The organism is Prosthecobacter sp. (genome assembly GCF_044222345.1).
Taxonomy (GTDB): Bacteria; Verrucomicrobiota; Verrucomicrobiia; order Verrucomicrobiales; family Verrucomicrobiaceae; genus Prosthecobacter.
On sequence record NZ_JBGANL010000027.1, the window covers coordinates 61,138 to 78,640 of the forward strand.

Below are 17,503 nucleotides of genomic sequence, written 5' to 3' on the forward strand. Positions count from 1 at the left end.
CCCTGCCAGGATCAAGGTGCCGGTCCCTGTGCCGGCCTGCATCAAGTTGACGGAAGTATTGACGGTAAACCCGCCAGCCGAACTCAGGTTGTTGAAGAATGAGCGCGTGCCCGAACCGTTGTTGCTGACATTGATCGCCAGTGTGTCAACCGTGACCGTGCCATTTCCAGTCACAGTCGGAAATGCAGAATTGATATTGTTAGTGCCACCACTGCCGAAGAGATTGATGGTGGGAAGAGATGTGTTGCTGATGTTGGTGTTGGCCTGCAGCACACCCCCGTTGAAGGTAAGCGTGCCGCCGCTGAATGGATTGCCATTGGCGATGAGTGTCCCTTGGGTGAGGGTGCCGCCGACAGCTGTGGAGGTATTGGTGCCGTTAAAGGTGACCGTGCCGGAGGTGTTTAGACCCAGCAGCATCCCCCCCGTGCTTGTTGCCGTCAGATTGCCGTTGATGATGGTGTTTCCCGTGCCAGTGAAAAGAACCAAGCGGGCGTTCGTGCCGTCGTTGTTGTTCAGGTTCCCGTTGATGGTCAAGGTGGACGGAGTCGCGATGGTGTTGCTGATCGTCCAATTCCCGCCAGTGGTGGCATCCACCGCTCCACCAAGGGTGATTGAGTTGACACCATTGAAGATGCCCGTGGTGCCTTGAGTGATTCTGACCGCGTTATTGATCGTCAATCCTCCCGCATTTGTCGCATAGATGCCCGAATTGCTCAGAACAAGAAGACCCGTGCTGATCGACGTTCCAGATGTGCCGGTTGTCGCACCGCCAATCCCCAGATAACCGCCGTTGATGGTGGTGGTTCCCGTGTAGGTGTTGGCCCCGGACAAGATCCAGGTACCACCACCCACCGCCTTGGTGATAGACAGAGCGCCCCCATTGTCAGCCAGGACCGATCTGATCTCATTGGCGTCATTGCTGAGGCCGTCAAGATTGAGGGTCTTGGCACCCGCCGTCGCGTTGACCAGATTAGTAATGATGAGGGCGCCGCTACCGCTCGATTCCAGAGTCGAGCTGGCCGTCAGGTTGATCTGGCGGTTCACCGTTTCACCAGCACCTGCATAGAGCAGATACCCGCCGTTCAGGGAAAGAATGCCCGATCCGTCTCCAAAGGCGCTGGCAGCCGTCGAACCACCGCCGATGGACATGACCAGCACGTTGCCCGCAGTCAGTGTCGTATTGCCCGTGTAGGTATTGGCACCAGTCAGGTAAAGCGTGCCCGTCCCCGTCTTGATGAGACCGCTGCCCGTTCCGCCGCTGATGACGCCGGAAAGGGTGGCATAATCCATGAAGGTGCTGGTGTTGTCGTCCACCTGCACGGTGCGGACACCGCCATTGAGACTGATGGGATTGGTGATCTCGGTATCAAACAGCGAGGTGGTGGAACTCAAGATCAAAGCCCCTGTGCCGTTGCCGATGCTGCCCGTACCTGCACCGAAGCCGACCTGGGCATTGGCACCGCCGAAATTCACCGTCAGTTTGGAGGTGCTGGCGGCGAAACCGCCGGCGGTGTTTGTTCCCCACTGCACCTGCCCTGCACCGGTGCCGATGGACCGGGTGAAGGCCGTCGTTTCCAGCACACCGCCGTTGAGCACCAGATTGCTGGCGGTTGGCAGGCTGGCACCGTCCGTCGCGCGCAACTGGCCGGCGGTGATGGTGGTGGCACCCGTGTAGGCGTTGGCCGCATTGCCGAGAATCCAGAGGCTGGCACCGGTCTTGGTGACGGAAAGCAGGCCGGCACCGTTGTTGACCAGGCGCAGATCAATTTCGTTGTCGCCGATGGAGGTGCCGGTCAGGGTCAGCAGACGGGCCGTGGCCGCGCCGCTGAAAGCCACATCCGCCGTGTTATTGAAGATGAGGGCGGCGCTGTTCGCGGCACCCGCTGCGGTCACGATGTTGTTGCCATAAGTGCCGGAGGAATTGAGTGTGGCATCTCCCGCCATGGTGAAGAGGCGGTTGATTGAAACCGAGGGCGTTTGGGTGGTCTGGAAGATGTTGACGTTGAGCGGCGCAGTGCCGCCCGAGGTGTTGGCTCCGGTATAGAGCAGCGTGCCGCCCGTAAAAACAAGACTGCCTGCATTGTTACCAGCAATTCCTTTACCAATCGAGCTGTTCGTGCCGAAGTCGGCCAGCGAAGTCGCCAGGACTGTACCACCGTTGATGCTCAACTGAGAGAAACTGTTATTGGCGTTGGTCAGAGCAAAACTGCCACTGCCCGTCTTGATCAGGTCAAACTGACCCGAGGTTTCGGAAATCAGACCGGCGTAGACGTTCCCTGTGCCATTGTTGTTGCCCACCGTCATCGTCACCGCCGTGGCGCTGGTGTTTTGGATGGTGCCTCCACCGTTCAATGAGTTCAGACTGAAATTGGCGGTGCCGGAGTTCGGCGCAGCACTGATGTTGACGCCGTTCAGATCAAGAAAGGTGGCCTGGCGCATCGTCAGGTTCATGTTGGCGGCACCGAGTGTTGTGGTGGCTCCGGAAAGCTGAACCTTGCCTTCATTGATCACGATGGTGCCTGCGGCAGTCTCTGCATTGACCGCATTCAGCACCAGCGTGCCCGCCCCGTTTTTGGTCACGCCACCCGTCGTGGTGGCGGTGATGGCGGTGGAAAGGGTCAGCACATCGCTGGCTCCATCTACCCGGATGACCAAATCCCCTGTTCCTGCCGTGGTGATTCCACCTGCACCGGTGATCGTTCCTGATCCTCCCGTTTGCAGAATGCCCCCTGCAGTATTCGCTCCCACGTTAACCGTCAAAAGACCCGTCAGGGTCAGGGTCTGGGCTCCATTGATCTTGAGCGAACTGATGGCAGCCGAACCATTGGAAAACGAACCGGTAATCTGATTGTTGTTGGCCGCTGTCAGCGCCGTTGCGCTCGTGACGAAACCCGCATCAGCACCATAGACAGGGGCAACGATAAGGCCGCCGTTTGAACGGGCGAAGTTCGAACCATTGAAATAAATGTGCCCATTTCCAGGCAACGTGGTCGCAGTCGTTGTGGCAAGGCCTGTGATGGTGATGGTTGCCGCACCTCCTCCCGTGATGTCGGTGGTGAGGTTGAGACTCGAGCCTGCCGCAACGGTGCCCAAGCTTCCGAAGGTAAGCGCCGTGGTGCCACTGGTGCCTGCTGTCACCAACACTGTGCCCGCTCCTGCGGTTGGCGTCAGAGCGCCGCCCAGAGTTTCTGAACTGCCAGCGCTCATGCCCAGGTATTGGAAGGTGCCACCAGCTGTCCCGTTGCCTGTCACGGCATCCGCAGCAAAGATCAGCGTGCCGGTCGTCGTGTCACTGATCAGATTGGATCCGACACCCGAGGCTGCCGTGGGCTGGAACTGCAGCTTGCCACCCGCGATGGTCACCCCACCGGTGAACCCGGTGCCAATTGCACCAAACGTGATCGCGCTTCCGCTCGTAACCGCAGTAGCACCAATATTGGCGCTCAATGTCACGATGTTGTTCGTGGCATCGATTGCTGTAATCACGGTGCCTACCGCAGGAGCATTCGTCGGTGTCAAGGTGATGGCCTGACCCAGAACGAGGCCGGCGACACTGCTGAGAGTCATTGTATTGACGTTCGCTGCACCCGTTGTGACCGTGATACCGGATGAAGCAGCCGCGTAATTGGAAACTGAAGGATCATACAACCACGTGCCTGAACCGATCTTCAGCAAGGACGTCGCCGCAGTGCTGTCTTGGATGACACCACGGATCTCATTGATCGTACCCGTCGGGCTGTTGCCGCCGAGGACGAAAGTCTTTGCTCCCGCCCCCGTCGCGGTAAGGTTGCTGGTAAACACAAGTCCCGTCGCAGTCGTCTGGTTGGCGAGGAGGATGGCATTGATGCCAGTCGTCCCAGCAAGGTCGATGACCTTCGCCGTCGTCTCACCCGCACCAACATAGCTCAAAGTCCCCGAGGTGGTCGTCGTACCAAGACGAAGGGCACCTGCAATGGCACCCGAGCCTGTGACGTTATTATTCAGGACACCCATGCTGTTGATCACCAATGTGCCGCCTTGGACGAAAGTGCCGCCACGGTAAGTTGAGGCCGTTCCCTGAACCGTCGCAGTCCCTGAGCCCGATTTGATGGCCTGGTGGCCGCGGCTCGCGCCGTTGATGATGCTGCCGGTGATCAAGATGTCACCACCTCCAGTCATGGTAAAGCTGCGCAGCCCGGCGTTTTCGCTGGTCCTCCAGATGTCTCCCGTAAATGTCGCAAGACCGTTGGAGTTGTTGGTGATGGTCAAGGAGGCCACCTGGCTGCTGATCCCGGCGGGATTGAAGGAAGTGAAGCTGGCTCCAAAACCATCACGGCCTGCAATGATCAGCCCCTCATTGGACGCAGCCGATGGAACTCCTGACAACGTGCCAAACGTCACCGTCTGATTGAGGCCGGTTCCACCGATCGCACGATCCACAAAGAGCGTCAGGCTGCCGCTGTTCATGTCGGTGAGACTCACATTTTTGGTGGCAAAGCTTGTGGGATCCGCCGTCCGGATTTCAAAGCTGCCATTGGTGCCACGGAGAACACTGGCCGAAGTGCCAATGCCCAGTTGGGCTGCGTTGGAAATACGGATGGTCCCGGAATCCGCGCGCCAGTCACCAATGTAAGTGTTGTTGCCGTTGGTCACCAACAAGGTGTTGTTCAGGCCGCCACGACTGCTTTTGTTGAACCCCGACTGACCCGAGACACCGCCCGTGATCAAACCGTCAATCACCACGTTGCCGGGGCCACCCGTCATGTGGAGGCCTTGGTTGGCGCCTGAATTGAAAATCGTGGCGGCACTGGTGATCGTCATCGTGCCGAATGAGGAGCCGATGCGGTTTTCAGCTCCGCTCGGTGAGGTGCTGATGAGGCCTGTATAGCTGTTGTTACCGATGTTTAACAACCCAACGCCATTGAGCAAGTTGTTGCCACGGCTGGAGAGGTCCAGGTCACGGTTGAAAGTAAGACCTGCCGCTCCCCCCTGTACCACCAGCATGCCGCTCGGTGTGCCGATGGTGTTGGTCCCGTTCACGAAAATGGCGGAAGTGCCGGTGCCCAGCTGGCCCATGTTGCTGATAACCAGTGTACCTGAGTTGATGTTGACCTGGCCGGAGAAGCTGTTGTTGTTGTTGGTCAAGGCCAGGACGCCGCCGCCAGTCAGGGTCAGATTTCCTGTTCCAGAAATCAGGCCGGAAAAAACGGTGCGTGCATCCAGATTGAAGACGTTCGTCGTGGCGTTCGACCCGCCCACCGTAAGCGTCGCCCCACTGCCAAGGATAACATCGCCACCTGTGGAGCCACCACCAGAGAGAGACTTGATGGACTGATTGAAGCCGTTGAGGTCCAGTGTGGTTCCTGCCACATTGGCCAGGGTAAAGGCGGAATTGGCGCTGAACGCATTCACAGATCCAGCCTTCAATGTACCGCCATTGACCAGGGTGGAACCGCTGTACACATTACCCGTGCCAAACGTAAAAGCCGTTCCGGTCAGCGATGACACCGTCGCTGTGGAAATGGTGATCGTCGTTCCGTCCACGATGGACGCCACCGTGGCTCCCGTTGGGATGCCATTGCCTTTGATGGCCTGCCCCACCGAAAGGTTGGTGGTGCTGGAAAGACCCGAAATCGTAGTGGTGCCATTCGTGGCGCCTGTCAGTTTGACGACGGGCGCCAGAGTCACAGTGCCAGTTCCCATCTTGACCAGACTGCCAGTGCCACTGCTGATCGGGCTGATGAGGGTAAGCCCGCCCGTGCCATTCTGCTGCACAATGACTTCTGAATTGTTCGCTCCGAGCTGTCCGCCCACCAGAGTGCTGTCGAATGCGCCCACAGATTGAATCGCACCACTGTTGAGAGTGAGGATGTTGCCCACCGCCCCCATGCTCACCACCTGATTCGCAGTGGATGCATCGAAGGTAAGAGAGTTCACCGACCGTGTGCTGATGCCGTTGCTCCAGAACAGCGGATTGCTGGCCATCCCTGCGGTCGTGTAGTCATTGAACGGACCTGCGCCGTCATTGCTGTTGTCCAACAAGGTGGTGAATGAAGTCAGACGCGCGATGTTGCCACCGCTGATCTGAGCCATGCCCGTCGCGGTTCCATCGTTGACGGATACATAGCCGATAACGTTGTTGGCACCCGTGCCGGTGGCTGTGGTGGTGATGGAACTGCCCGCACCCGAAACGTCAAAGACCACGGTGCCACCCGCACTGCGGGTGAAAGCACCACCAGTGGCAAGCGTGGCACCCGCTGCCACAATGACATTGTTTGCAGCACCGGCTGCAACGGTCAGGTTGCCAATGCCCTGGGTGCCGCTGGTGAGATTCAAAGTGCCACCACCCAAGGTGGTGCCGCTTAGGGTGCCAAACGCACCGCCTGTAAAGTTAAGCGTGCCGCCCGAAATGCTCAGCGCACCTGTGTTGGTGCCGCCCGTGCCGGTGAGAGTCCAAGTGCCGGTGCCAGTCTTGTTCAGCCCACCGGAACCTGTAGTTTGGAGTCCTCCCGCGAGAGTGCCACTGCCCGCCCCTGCAAGCGTCAGATCGCCGACGCCGGTGACTGCATTGGTGCTGCTGAGATTGAGTGTGCCGCTGTCAACAGAAACAGTGGCAGATGAGCCAAGGACCAGTCCACCGCCATAAATATTCGTTCCTGTAGCATTGACCAAGGCCCCACTTTGACCTGCTAGGGAGCCGGTGCCGTTCAAAGTCAGTGCTTTAGTGCCGAAATTGAGACTGCCCCCAAGCAAAAGAAGTGCAGCGCCTGACTGCACGCTGACCGCTGCAGCCCCTGTACCCAAGGCCTGGGCGTTCGCCAAAGCGAGCACTCCATTGCGCACATTGGTGGTCCCCGTGTAGGTGTTGGCTCCGGCCAGCACCAAGACGCCATTGCCAGCTTTGGTAAGCCCCCCCGCACCGTTATTTCCGATGGCATTGGCGAAAATGATCTGATTGTTGTTGGTGTCGATCGTGGCACCACCCGCGGAAAAGGTCAGCGTCCTGGCTGAGAGATCCACCCCAGGCAAAGCAAACTGCACGCCACCCCCATTGAAAGCAACCCCTGCCGTACCAAGATTGGCCAAGGCGGTGATGTTGAGCAACCCACCATTGATGTTGGTGCCACCGGTGTAAAGACTGGTCCCAGTAAGCGTCAGTGTCCCAGTCCCCACCTTCGTCAAGACACCTGCCGTCCCACCCACGCCAATAACACCCCCATAGGTGGTGTTTTCGTTGTTGCTACCTACCGTCAGGGTCGACGTACCCATGGTAATATTGCCACCGGTCGTACCACCGCCCGACAAAGAGCCAATAGAAACACTAAAGCTGCTCATGGTGATGCCTGAACTCGCGATGTTGTTCAGGGTGACAGCGGCACCGTTTCCGAATGCGTTGGCAGAACCTGCTATAAGCTGAGCCGCTCCAGTGACACCGCCGGCGTTCAAAGGGCCGGTAAAGGTGTTGTTGCCTGAGAGGGTGACATTACCAGTCGAAGAAGTCAGGATCAGCCCCCCGGTGCCGGTGATATTTCCTTGAATATTTGTCGCGAAAGTGGTGTTCGCGATCGTGGCCAAAGCCCCATTGTTCAACGTGATTGCACGCGCAGCAGCCGGATTGAAGGCTGCGCCAATGGTCAGCGTACCACTGTTGTTGAAAGTGATGCCGTTGCCCGCCCCCCCCAAATTGGCATCGGAAGTGACAGCCAATGTGCCGCTGTTAATGACGATGCCACCCGTGAAGGAGTTGCCCGTTCCAGCGAGTGTCACGATGTTTGTTCCAGAAACCACCAGCGTCAGAGCACCGGTGTTGTTGGTGATATTGGCATTCACAGTGATGCCGAAACCACCGCCTGTGGTTATGTAGAGGTTGCCCGCCGCCGTGGTAGGCAGAGTGAGCGTGCCCGTCCCTGCCGTGTTGCCGATGGTGAAAGTGCCGCTGCTGGCACTGGAATTAAGGATCCCAAACGTGCCGATCGACTGGGCGGAAGTCATCGCGATGGTGCCTGCTGCACCCTGGTAGCGCAAGGTGTTGATGTTACGCGCAGTTCCCGAAGCCGTGTAGCCGGCAGTCACGGTGTAGTTGCTCGTATTCGCATGAGTCGTCGTGAAAGTCGTGTCCGCCGTGACGCCTGCAATGTTGGCGGCCTGCACTCCAAGCGCGTTGGCCGTGCCGCCGGACATATTGTAGGCCGCAAAATCCGTCTGGGCATTGGCCGCTGTACCGACAGTAGCCCACGGTCCAATAATCGTGTTGGCCGTGCTGTTGGACTGGCCAAAAATGTTGATCTGGTTGGTCGCAGCCCCCAGGCCTGTACCGCCAGAAAAAGCCACTACCGCAGTTCCAGTCTGTGTGAGGCCCGTGCCGCTGGTGCCGAGGGTGATCAGTTGTGTACCACCCGTATTAGCAGCTGTCGAAGTGATGTTAAGACGCCCGGAATTCAGAGTGATGTTGCCCAAAGTCTGCGTGTAACCCATGTTCACATTCACCGGGTTTGTCACGGTAATCGTGCCGCCATTGGAGGTAATGCTCGCAGCACTGTTGACGCGGGTGATCGCCGCATCAGTAAACGTCAGTGTGCCAGCATTGGTGATCGTCTGCGCGCTGCTCAAAGTGATCGTCGTGCCACTGATGGCGGTGACCGTGGGACTGCCGGTAACACCGGCCACCGCACCCACGAGAACCTGACCGATCGCGATACCCGTGGCACTGGCAACGGTGACGGTTGTGCTGTTCGTTGTACTTGCGGCGGCAGTTGTGCTGGCGGCCACATTGGTCAGCGTGATGCCGCCACCATTGAGCGTGATGCCGCTCGTGCTGGACAGTGCCGCGTTGCTCTGGCTCAGGGCCATGGTCATGCCGTTGTTGATCGTCGTCGTTCCAGTCCAGCCGGCCAGTGCCGCGCCAGTGGTGCCCGTGCCGGACAAAGTCAGCGTGCCGGCCGTGTTGCCGTTGAAAACGCCGCCGCTCAGGGTCACATTCCCCGAACCGGCAAACCCGGTGTTGATCGTGGCCGCCGCAATGTTGTTCAGCGTGATGGTATCATTCGTGGCGCCAAAAGTGATCGTATTTGCATTCGCAGTAGGTGCAGCACCGAGAATGTAGCCCGTGGTGTTAAACTGAAGTCCACCAAGCGTGATTGCTGTCCCTAGCGTCACCGTACCCGCCGTGCCGGCGAAGACTGCCGTGTCATTACCAGCATTATTCCAGGCGAAAAGCGTGCTTGATCCCAAACCGGCACCATTCCACCACTGCGAAGAGGTCGTATTCCATGTGCCAAGGCCTCCAAGCCCCCCGCCCGTGGTCACATCGTTGAGCGTGGTGGCGTCCTGATCCCAGAAAAGTGTCGCCGCCCGCAGGGGTTGACCAACCTGCCATGACATCAGCAGGAGGATCATCAACCAGCTGATGGCTACATGGCGTGAACGCAAAGTCTTTAGCATAAATCTTTGAATGGGTAATTTGGCGAACCCACCTTCTAAAGGATTCAGCAGGTAAAAGGCAAGATTTTCTTGGTTCTGAAGTGAGGATTTGCCGAACCTTTATCCAACCGCAATCTTTACCTATTTAGCCTTAAGTCGGAGAACCCGCACTTCCCCTCTCTTTTACCGGATGAGACCCCGAATTTGTCCCCGGCGCGCTCATGATTTCCCCAGCGATACGCCCCCGCCCGAGCACGCTCTCTTCCTGCCGTGCAAACACACATGCATGCAGCGATGCTGTCTTTGGCCTCAGGCCAGTATTGCCACCAGCATTTTACCTAAATATCCTCAGTTTGCCCAGTGGATCATGGCTGCGGCTTAGGCGCAGGAAGCCGTGCAGCGTCCGGCTCAAAGTCCAGCACGTCCTGATGGGTGCGCAGCGCTTTACGAGCCTTGTCAAAGAAGGAGGAGAGATCTTCGGCGTTCATCTGCTGCTTGTCGTCAATGTAAGCATGCAGCTTTTGGATCTGGGCTTCCGCATCCAAATTCACCGAACCCATGACCTTCTGGGCCTGCTTGTAGGTGCCGGAGAACTTGCTCTGCGCCTGCTCAAAAGCCTCTTTGGCCCCTTCCTGGCGCAGGTATTCCTTCTCGGCATCGCGAAAGTCGCTGCTGAAGAGACGCTTGAAAAAGCCGCCCTTCGGCTTGGCGATTTGCTTGGAGGCCTGGGCGTCAAAGTAGTTCGCCAGCTCCTGAAACTCCTGCATCGGCTTCTGATACTGCTTTTTCAGATAGCCGAGTCCGGTGGTGATGATCGACAGCTTCTCCACCTCCGCCTTCGACAGCGCCTGACCGGTCTTCACCTTGTCCTCCAGCAGGTCGATGTACTGCAGCGTGGTCTTGTTGCCCTCAAAAATGTTTTCAAACTCCTTCGCAGCGATGGCCAGCCGCTTGCGCTCCCCCGTGCGAAGTTCGTCGATCTTCTTCTCGTGCTCATCATTGATCGCGGTGATCATTTTCTGATGCTGCGCCGCCTGGGTGTCCAGCGTACGCTGAAATTCAGCCGCCTTCGCACTCATCTCTTCGGCATGCGCAGATTTGATCTGCTCCAGCTCTGCATGCGCGGTCGCAAGATCCGTGTGCGACTGAAACAGGAACCAGCCAAGCACGCCGGAAGCGAGAAAGCTCAGCACCAGCAGAGCGGTAAGATTTTTAATGGCGGTCATGAGAAGAAGAATTGTTGAGACTGCGAGGCACGCAAGTCTATTCATTGGGACGCTTTTGCGCTGCAATACACGGCTCATGCACGCCTTCCAGTGCTTCATCAAGTTGGAATCCTGTTAGGGCTGGCTGATTTTCTGCGTCTTGTCTCTACGATGTCTTCCACCACCCGCCCCACGATCGTTCGCCATCAGATTCTAGCCACAGCTACGATGGTCGCCTTCCTGATGTATCTGGACCGCATTTGTCTGGCTCAGATCGTGGCCTCCGACTCCTTTCAAAAAAGTGTCGCTCTTGAAGGCTGGCAGATAGACTGGGTGAAAGGCGCGTTCTTCTGGGCCTATGCCCTGGCTCAAGTCCCCGCCGGATGGCTGAGCGATCGCTTCGGCACGCGCATGCTGATCACCATCTACATTGCCACATGGTCCGTCTTCACCGCCGCCACCAGCTTTTCCCTGGGTTTCACCACCTTGCTCATTGCCCGGCTCTGCTGTGGACTCGCCGAAGCAGGCTACTATCCGGCCAGCAGCGGCCTGCTCACCCGCTGGGCCCACATTGAAGCACGCGGATTTGCCAGCAGCATGATTTCCTGGGGCGGGCGCGTCGGGGGTGCGGTGGCGCCAGGTCTGACCGCCTTTGTCATTCTGCGCGCTGGCGACTGGCGCTGGGCGGGGTGGATCTATGGTTTGATCGGAGTGATCGTCGCCATCTGCTACTGGCGTGTGTTTCGTGAACACCCCCGCCAGCACCCACGCTGCAACGCAGCGGAGATCGACCTGCTGGCTGAGGGGCGCGGTGACTTCCAACCCATCAAAGATCCGCCACGGCGTTTCCCACTCAAGGCAGCCTGCCTGAGCACCAATCTGTGGATGGCCAATGCCGTGCAGTTCTTCACCAACATCGGCTGGGCATTCCTCATCCTTTCTCTCCCCGACTATCTCAAGAAGGTCATGCATCTGGAAGAAGGTCTGGCCGGCCTCATCACCACCGGCGCGCTCTCCATTGGCATCGTGGCCCTCCCCCTCGGCGGTTTCATCACCGACTACATCACACGCCATCACGGCAAGCGCATGGGCCGCATGCTCCCCATGTCAGTGACCAAATTCGCCGCCGCCGGCTGCTACATCCTGGCTTTGTGGACGGACTCATCCTGGGGCATGGCCGCAGCCTTTGGTCTTGCCGCGTTTTTTGGCGACATCGGCCTGCCTGCCATGTGGACCACGATGCAGGACATCAGCGGCAAAAATCAGGCCCAGCTCTTTGGCTGGTCCAACATGTGGGGAAACTTCGGCGCGGCCATCATGCCCATGCTCTTCACGCTGGTGCTCAAGTCTTATGACACCAACCACGATTTCCACGAGGGCGTCTGGATGTGTGCCGCGGCGTTCGTACTGGCCGGCCTCTTTGCTCTGTTCGTAAACGCAGAAAAGCCCGTGATTCAGGAGGGCGCATAACGCTCTCACCGAACCACGGGCGTAAAGTCAAAAACAGGGTCAGGTGTTACCAGCCGCCGCCGTCGCCGCCGTCGCCACGGTTGCCACGGTCGAAACCGCCGCCACCGCGCTTGCCGCCGCCGCCGCCACCGTAGCCGCCACGGCCACCGCCGCCGCCGCCACCACCGCCGTAGCCGCCACGGCCACCGCCGCCGCCGCCACCACCGCCGTAGCCACCGCGTCCGCCACCACCGCCGCCGCCAGCCGGACGTTCTTCACGTGGGCGGGCTTCATTGATGGCAAGCTTGCGGCCCATGAATTCCTGGCCGTTTTGCGCGTTGATCGAAGCATTCATGGCTTCTGCGGAGTCCATGGTCACGAAGGCAAAGCCACGCGGACGACCACTTTCGCGATCCATCGGGAGGAAGACTTCGGTGACACCACCGTATTGTGAAAACAGCTCACGAATGTCTTGTTCTTGAGCGGCGAAGGGCAGATTGCCCACGTACATCTTGGTATTCATATCTTTCGTTGTTGGGTGCCGTCCTCTGCCTCGTGTCAGAACCAGCCCCGATCATCGGTATATGAACACCAACGGATTCAAAATCACCTGATGAACGACTGAGCCTGACCCTTAACAGGTGACTTACAGCGTCTTATCGCCGGAAACTGGCCAAAGGCAAACGAAACTTTTCTACGGTTCCAGCCCGAGGGCACCATCAGGCGGAGCACTGCTTTTGCCCGCTTATATCTAATTTCCCACCCGGGTTACTTCTTCAACTTGCCTTCCACATAGGTAAGAATGCGCCCCACTTTGTCGGCATCCTGGGCTTCCTTCGCGGCTTCAAAGGCCGTCTTGGCCTGCAGCAGCTCGCGCAGCAGCGGCAGGGAGATGATTTCCTGCCCTGCCGCCTGCACGCTTTCATAGCGCTCCCGCAGAGTTTCCACATCGGTGCCGCCAGGCTCGAACTTCGAAAAATCCACCTTCACCACTTCGGCTTCCAGTTCCTTGAAATGCGAGTCCTCCATCAGCTCATCCAGTTCCTTGTTGGCTTCGGCAAACTGACTGCTCTTGATCAATGTCTCGATTTCGCCGCCACGATACTTCATCGCCTCGGTAGGCGGTACGCCCAGAGCATCCACCGCAGCCCTGAGCTTGCCGGCTTTCTCCTTCACTTTCGCCTCCAATCCGTCATTTGCAGCCAGCTTCGGCGGCCCGAGTTTTTTCACCTGCGCAAGCTGTTCCGGCGTCAAAACATCACGCACCCCCAACAGCGTCCGCAGCTGCAGTTGTTTGATCGCGGCTTCTGCATCGAGAAGCTTGCTCAGCTGCGCCGCCGCCACGTCGGCGCTGGCGCTTGAGTCCTGCAGCAGATGATTGAGTGCTTTCTTCTGCTCCTGCACGGCCTGCTCCAGCGGCTCCGCTTGGGCACGCGCCTCGCTGAGCTGGGAGTTGAGTTGGGACTGCTGCTCTTCGGTCAGGGCCAGTTTCTCACGCACCGAGGCGATCAGGTCCGGATGCAGCAGCCCGCTTTTCAGCCAGTCTTCGACTTGAGCAGCAGGCAGACTGGCGGTGGTGAGAAACAGACAGCAAAGGAGCTTTTTCATGGGTTGTATGGGTTGAAATGATCAGGCAAAAGAAAATCTGACGGCGCTTCAAAGCTCATGAGTGACGGCTCCATGCTGGCAAACAGCTCGCCTGGCTGAGACTCAAACAACGGCGGCAGCGCCTCGCTCAGTCGCGGCTCACGCGTCGGCGCATGGGTGAAGAAAACCGCCACCACGATCACACTGGCCGCCACCAGCGCCGCCGGAATCCACCGCAACGGGGTAACGCGCCTCTGCATAGGCCTCTCCAGCAGCTCCGGACGCCAGGCAGGCGCCTCTTCCCGGTCACGCCGGCGCGCGCGCGAAAAAATCTCGAGCAGGTCATCGTCAGACGGCGGTTTCATGCAGGTGGTCGGGTTGCAGCAGCGTGCGCAGGCGCGCTTTGCCGCGTTCGTAATGCTGGCGCACGGAGCCAATGCTCACTCGCATCACCTCCGCCGCCTCGTTGAGCGTGAGATCCTGGTAAAACACCAGATGCAGCACCTCCGCCTGCCGTGCCGGCAGTTGCGCCAGGCAGCGCCGCAGTTCGGCCCTGCGTTCGTCCAGCTCCATCTTTCGTACAGGTGACGGCTGCGGATCGTGGGCATCGCCCGTGAGTTGCAGCAGCAGCTTGCCCAGCAGGGATTCCCGGTAGCGCAGCCGCCGGAATTCCTCGTGCGCCGTGAAGCGGATCACTCCAAACCACCACGTCTTGAAGCTGGAGCGCCCGTCGTGCTGCGCCCGTTGCTGGGCCAGTTTGAGATACGCGTTTTGCAGCACATCCTCCGCCCGCCCATGCTCGCCGGCACAGCAGTGCAGCGCCCAGCCAAAGGCGTCGGGATGCAGGGCTTCGAGCTGGTCGGCAATGGCGCGTTCCATTCATTTCCCGCTGAGTGATGCGGAGACGCCGCGTTGTATGACACCTTCCTCAAAAAAACCAGCCGCATCCACGCCTCATTTGAGCAGCACCCCGAGACCCAGCAACAGTGTCAGGATCAGCATGCCACCTGCGGCATACCACAGCTGAAGGATCTGCTCGGTCGTCAGCAGGCCCTGCTTCAGCAGCAGCGCCACGGCAAAAATCAGCCCCACCTGCAGCCAGCTCATGAGAATGAACATCTTGGGAGTGTAGGGCTGGGGATGCGCATTGACCGCCTCCTCCATCGTCATGATCGGCACTCCTTCATCCGCAGAAAGAACTGAGGGCGGCGGCAGGACCAGCGGACGTCCCGTGAAAGACGGCGCCTGCATCGTCGGTTTGCCCGGCTGCTCCGCCTTTTTCATGGGATTGCCCCCGCCTTCCTCACTGCCTTGCCGCGCCACTATTTTGGGCGCATACTCAGCGTTCTTCGCCAAAATGGATGGCGCATGCGGCGCGGCAGCCACAGGTACCATCGGCTTGGCCGCGGGATGCGTCATTGCCGCTGCCTCGCCAGAGCGAAAGAGCAGAACTCTGCCGCCAATGCTCAAACTCACCGACAGCTCCAGCTCAGCCTCGTTTTCACCCGCACGCCCGACCCAGCCCACCACAGCGGACTCATCCAGCACCTGCACCCGCACCTTGTTCCCTGCCGCCCAAAGAGCCAGCAGCACATCCGGACAGCCTGCATCTGGAATGACCACCTCGCAGGCATCACTCGCGCCCAGCAGCAACGGCTTGTCCGATGACAGCACCAGCCGGGTTTCCGCCGCGCTCAGACCTTGCAAAACCAGCTCGCGCACGGCCTTGCCCTGCTCAGCTCTGAAAGGACGTTGCAGTTCCAGCTCTGCCCCCGCCAGCGTGACCTTCCACGGCAGCGGCTGCGCATAAGGCACGCTGCCATTGGCAGGATGCACCACGAGGAACTGGCAGCCATTCACAAACTGCGCCGTCAGCTCCACCTCCTGCGCCTCATCACTCCCGAGTCGAATGCTGCAAGCCTCGCCACACCCGACACTGATCGTCTCCCCGTCCTGCACCAGCAAAAAGCGTCGGCGTCCGTTCAGTTCGTAAGCAACAGGAATCTTCATGCAGGGGTGGTTTAATAAACGGCAACCATGTTCAAGTCGAACACTCGATCATCCCTTGCTCAGGCTAGGGTCGAACAGCTCCCTCACCACCTTCTCCCGGTACGCAAAGATGCGCTCCAGCTGCGGCCGCACGATCAACCCATGCGCCAGATCTCCCAGCGGGGCGAAGGGCAGCACATACGTCGCCTTGTCCTCCATCTCGATGCGGCCATCGCCCAGATCATGAAACTCGTGCTCATGGTGCCACACCGCATACGGCCCCACCCGCTGCTCGTCAATGAACCGCACCCCGGGTTCCACCAGTGTGATCTCCGAGAGCCACGTCATCGGCAGTCCCAGCAGCGGCCTCACCCGGTAGGCGATCATCATCCCCTCCCGCACCTGCGGCGCCAGATCCGGCGAAATGATTTCAAACCCCAGTTCCGGCGGCGTGATCTTCGCCAGATTCCTCGGGTTCGAGAAAAAATCCCACGCCTCCTGCCGCGTCGCCCGGATGATCTGCTTCGTGTGCAAAGTGTGAACGGCCATGATCAGTTCGGAAAGTCCGTGTTCACCGCCACCTCTCCCCACTGCTCCACCTCACGCGTCAGCGCCGCCGCCTTGTCCCTCATCTTCTTCACCACATACTTGCCCAGCGGCAGCCGCAGCGGTGCCTGGCCATCCAGCACCATCTTCACGATGGCTTCCGCCGCACGCACCGGGTCTCCCGGCTGCTTGCCGTTCACCGTTTCCAGAAACGTGGCAAACTTCCGCGCACTGCCCGCATAGTCCACGATCTCTCCCTCAGCTTTCTCCAAACCCCGCGCGATGAAGTCCGTCCGAAACGGCCCCGGCTGCACCAGCGTCACCTGAATGCCCAGCGGAGCCAGTTCCAGCCGCAGGCTCTCGCTCATCATCTCCAGCGCCGCTTTGGCTCCGCCGTAGATGCCAAATCCCGGATAGTTGGAAATCGCCGCCGCCGCGCTGATGTTCACGATGTGCCCGCTCTTCTGCGCCCGCAGCATCGGCAGCACCGCACGGATCACATTCAGCGGCCCAAAAAAATTCGTCTCCACGCTGCGGCGGATCTGCTCGTCGCCGCACTCCTCCACCGCACCGATCAGACCATACCCCGCGTTGTTCACGATCACATCCAGCGCTCCCGCTGCTGCCATCACCTCGCGCACGTTCTCCGCATCCGTGATGTCCAGCGCCATTACCTCACAGCTTCCCGCCCGCTCCAGATCCGCGATGCTCCGCACATCCCGTGCTGTGGCGATCACTCGCTGCCCCGCCGCCAGCGCCGCCTCCGCAATCGCCCGGCCAAAGCCGCTCGAACATCCTGTGATCAGCCATTTTTTTTGATTCATGCGGGATTCAATTTCCAAAGTGTAAAGTTCAAGGCCGTCGCAAACGTGACCCACGCCAAATACGGCACAAACAGCCATCCGGCTGCCCTGTTCCACGACGAAAGCTCAGCAGCGCCAGAATCGCGCTCCACAGCAGCACGATTTCAGCCAGCGCCCAGCCCAGCTGATGCGCCCCAAAGAAAATCGGCGTCCACGCTGCATTCAGCGCCAGTTGCACAAAATACAGCCCCAGCGGCCGTGAAAAGCCCACCCGCTTCCACACCAGCCACGCTGCGATCGCCATCAGCGTGTACAGCAGCGTCCACGCCGGGCCAAACAACCACGCCGGCGGATTCCATGACGGCTTTTGCAGAGCCGCATACCACACGCCCGGCATGGAGCCCACGCTCAGCAGCGGCGCGCAGAAGGTGACAAAAATAAAGCCCGCCAGAGCGAGGCCGCTGCGTGGTTTGGAGGTCGAGGTGCTCATAACTGCCCTCGGTTACGCCGCTCGCCGCCCTCTCG

10 protein-coding genes and 1 pseudogene (1 of these 11 cut by a window edge) are annotated in these 17,503 nt (G+C 59.3%); 1 reads left to right on the forward strand and 10 read right to left on the reverse strand.

Features of this window, described 5'->3' with window-relative positions; all coding sequences use genetic code 11:
• Window positions 1–9,375: the beginning of an autotransporter-associated beta strand repeat-containing protein gene (locus tag ACILSL_RS15320; protein WP_395732918.1), read on the reverse strand. The gene continues 19,335 nt to the left of window position 1, outside the view; only the first 9,375 of its 28,710 coding nucleotides appear in the window; it begins with the start codon at window positions 9,373–9,375; its stop codon lies beyond the left edge, outside the window.
• A gap of 389 nt (window positions 9,376–9,764) precedes the next feature.
• A complete protein-coding gene (locus ACILSL_RS15325) occupies window positions 9,765–10,625 on the reverse strand; it encodes a hypothetical protein (protein ID WP_395732919.1) in 861 nt (286 codons plus the stop codon).
• 150 nt (window positions 10,626–10,775) lie between these two features.
• Between ACILSL_RS15325 and ACILSL_RS15330 the strand changes: the two genes are divergently transcribed.
• A complete protein-coding gene (locus tag ACILSL_RS15330; RefSeq protein ID WP_395732920.1) occupies window positions 10,776–12,074 on the forward strand; it encodes an MFS transporter in 1,299 nt (432 codons plus the stop codon).
• A 46-nt stretch (window positions 12,075–12,120) separates the two neighbouring features.
• Here ACILSL_RS15330 and ACILSL_RS15335 read toward each other — a convergent pair whose 3' ends face one another.
• The 8 genes and pseudogenes from ACILSL_RS15335 to ACILSL_RS15370 form a co-directional block, all read right to left on the reverse strand.
• On the reverse strand, window positions 12,121–12,576 hold the full coding sequence (locus tag ACILSL_RS15335) for an RNA recognition motif domain-containing protein (protein WP_395732921.1): 456 nt from the start codon (window positions 12,574–12,576) through the stop codon (window positions 12,121–12,123).
• A 245-nt stretch (window positions 12,577–12,821) separates the two neighbouring features.
• On the reverse strand, window positions 12,822–13,661 hold the full coding sequence (locus tag ACILSL_RS15340; RefSeq protein WP_395732922.1) for a Spy/CpxP family protein refolding chaperone: 840 nt from the start codon (window positions 13,659–13,661) through the stop codon (window positions 12,822–12,824).
• On the reverse strand, window positions 13,658–14,005 hold the full coding sequence (locus ACILSL_RS15345) for a hypothetical protein (RefSeq protein WP_395732923.1): 348 nt from the start codon (window positions 14,003–14,005) through the stop codon (window positions 13,658–13,660). Before ACILSL_RS15345 ends, ACILSL_RS15340 begins: the two co-directional genes overlap by 4 nt.
• A complete protein-coding gene (locus ACILSL_RS15350) occupies window positions 13,989–14,519 on the reverse strand; it encodes an RNA polymerase sigma factor (protein ID WP_395732924.1) in 531 nt (176 codons plus the stop codon). The genes ACILSL_RS15345 and ACILSL_RS15350 overlap by 17 nt, the downstream gene beginning before the upstream one ends.
• 75 nt (window positions 14,520–14,594) lie before the next feature.
• Window positions 14,595–15,650 (reverse strand): hypothetical protein, encoded by a 1,056-nt coding sequence (locus tag ACILSL_RS15355; protein WP_395732925.1) that lies wholly within the window; start codon window positions 15,648–15,650, stop codon window positions 14,595–14,597.
• Between the two features lie 48 nt (window positions 15,651–15,698).
• On the reverse strand, window positions 15,699–16,178 hold the full coding sequence (locus ACILSL_RS15360) for a hypothetical protein (RefSeq protein WP_395732926.1): 480 nt from the start codon (window positions 16,176–16,178) through the stop codon (window positions 15,699–15,701).
• Window positions 16,179–16,180: 2 nt separating this feature from the next.
• Entirely contained in the window at window positions 16,181–16,999 is an 819-nt protein-coding gene (locus tag ACILSL_RS15365) for an oxidoreductase (RefSeq protein WP_395732927.1), read from the reverse strand.
• A pseudogene (locus tag ACILSL_RS15370) lies at window positions 16,996–17,468 on the reverse strand (TspO/MBR family protein). The gene ACILSL_RS15365 and the pseudogene ACILSL_RS15370 overlap by 4 nt, the downstream one beginning before the upstream one ends.
• Window positions 17,469–17,503: the final 35 nt, after the last annotated feature.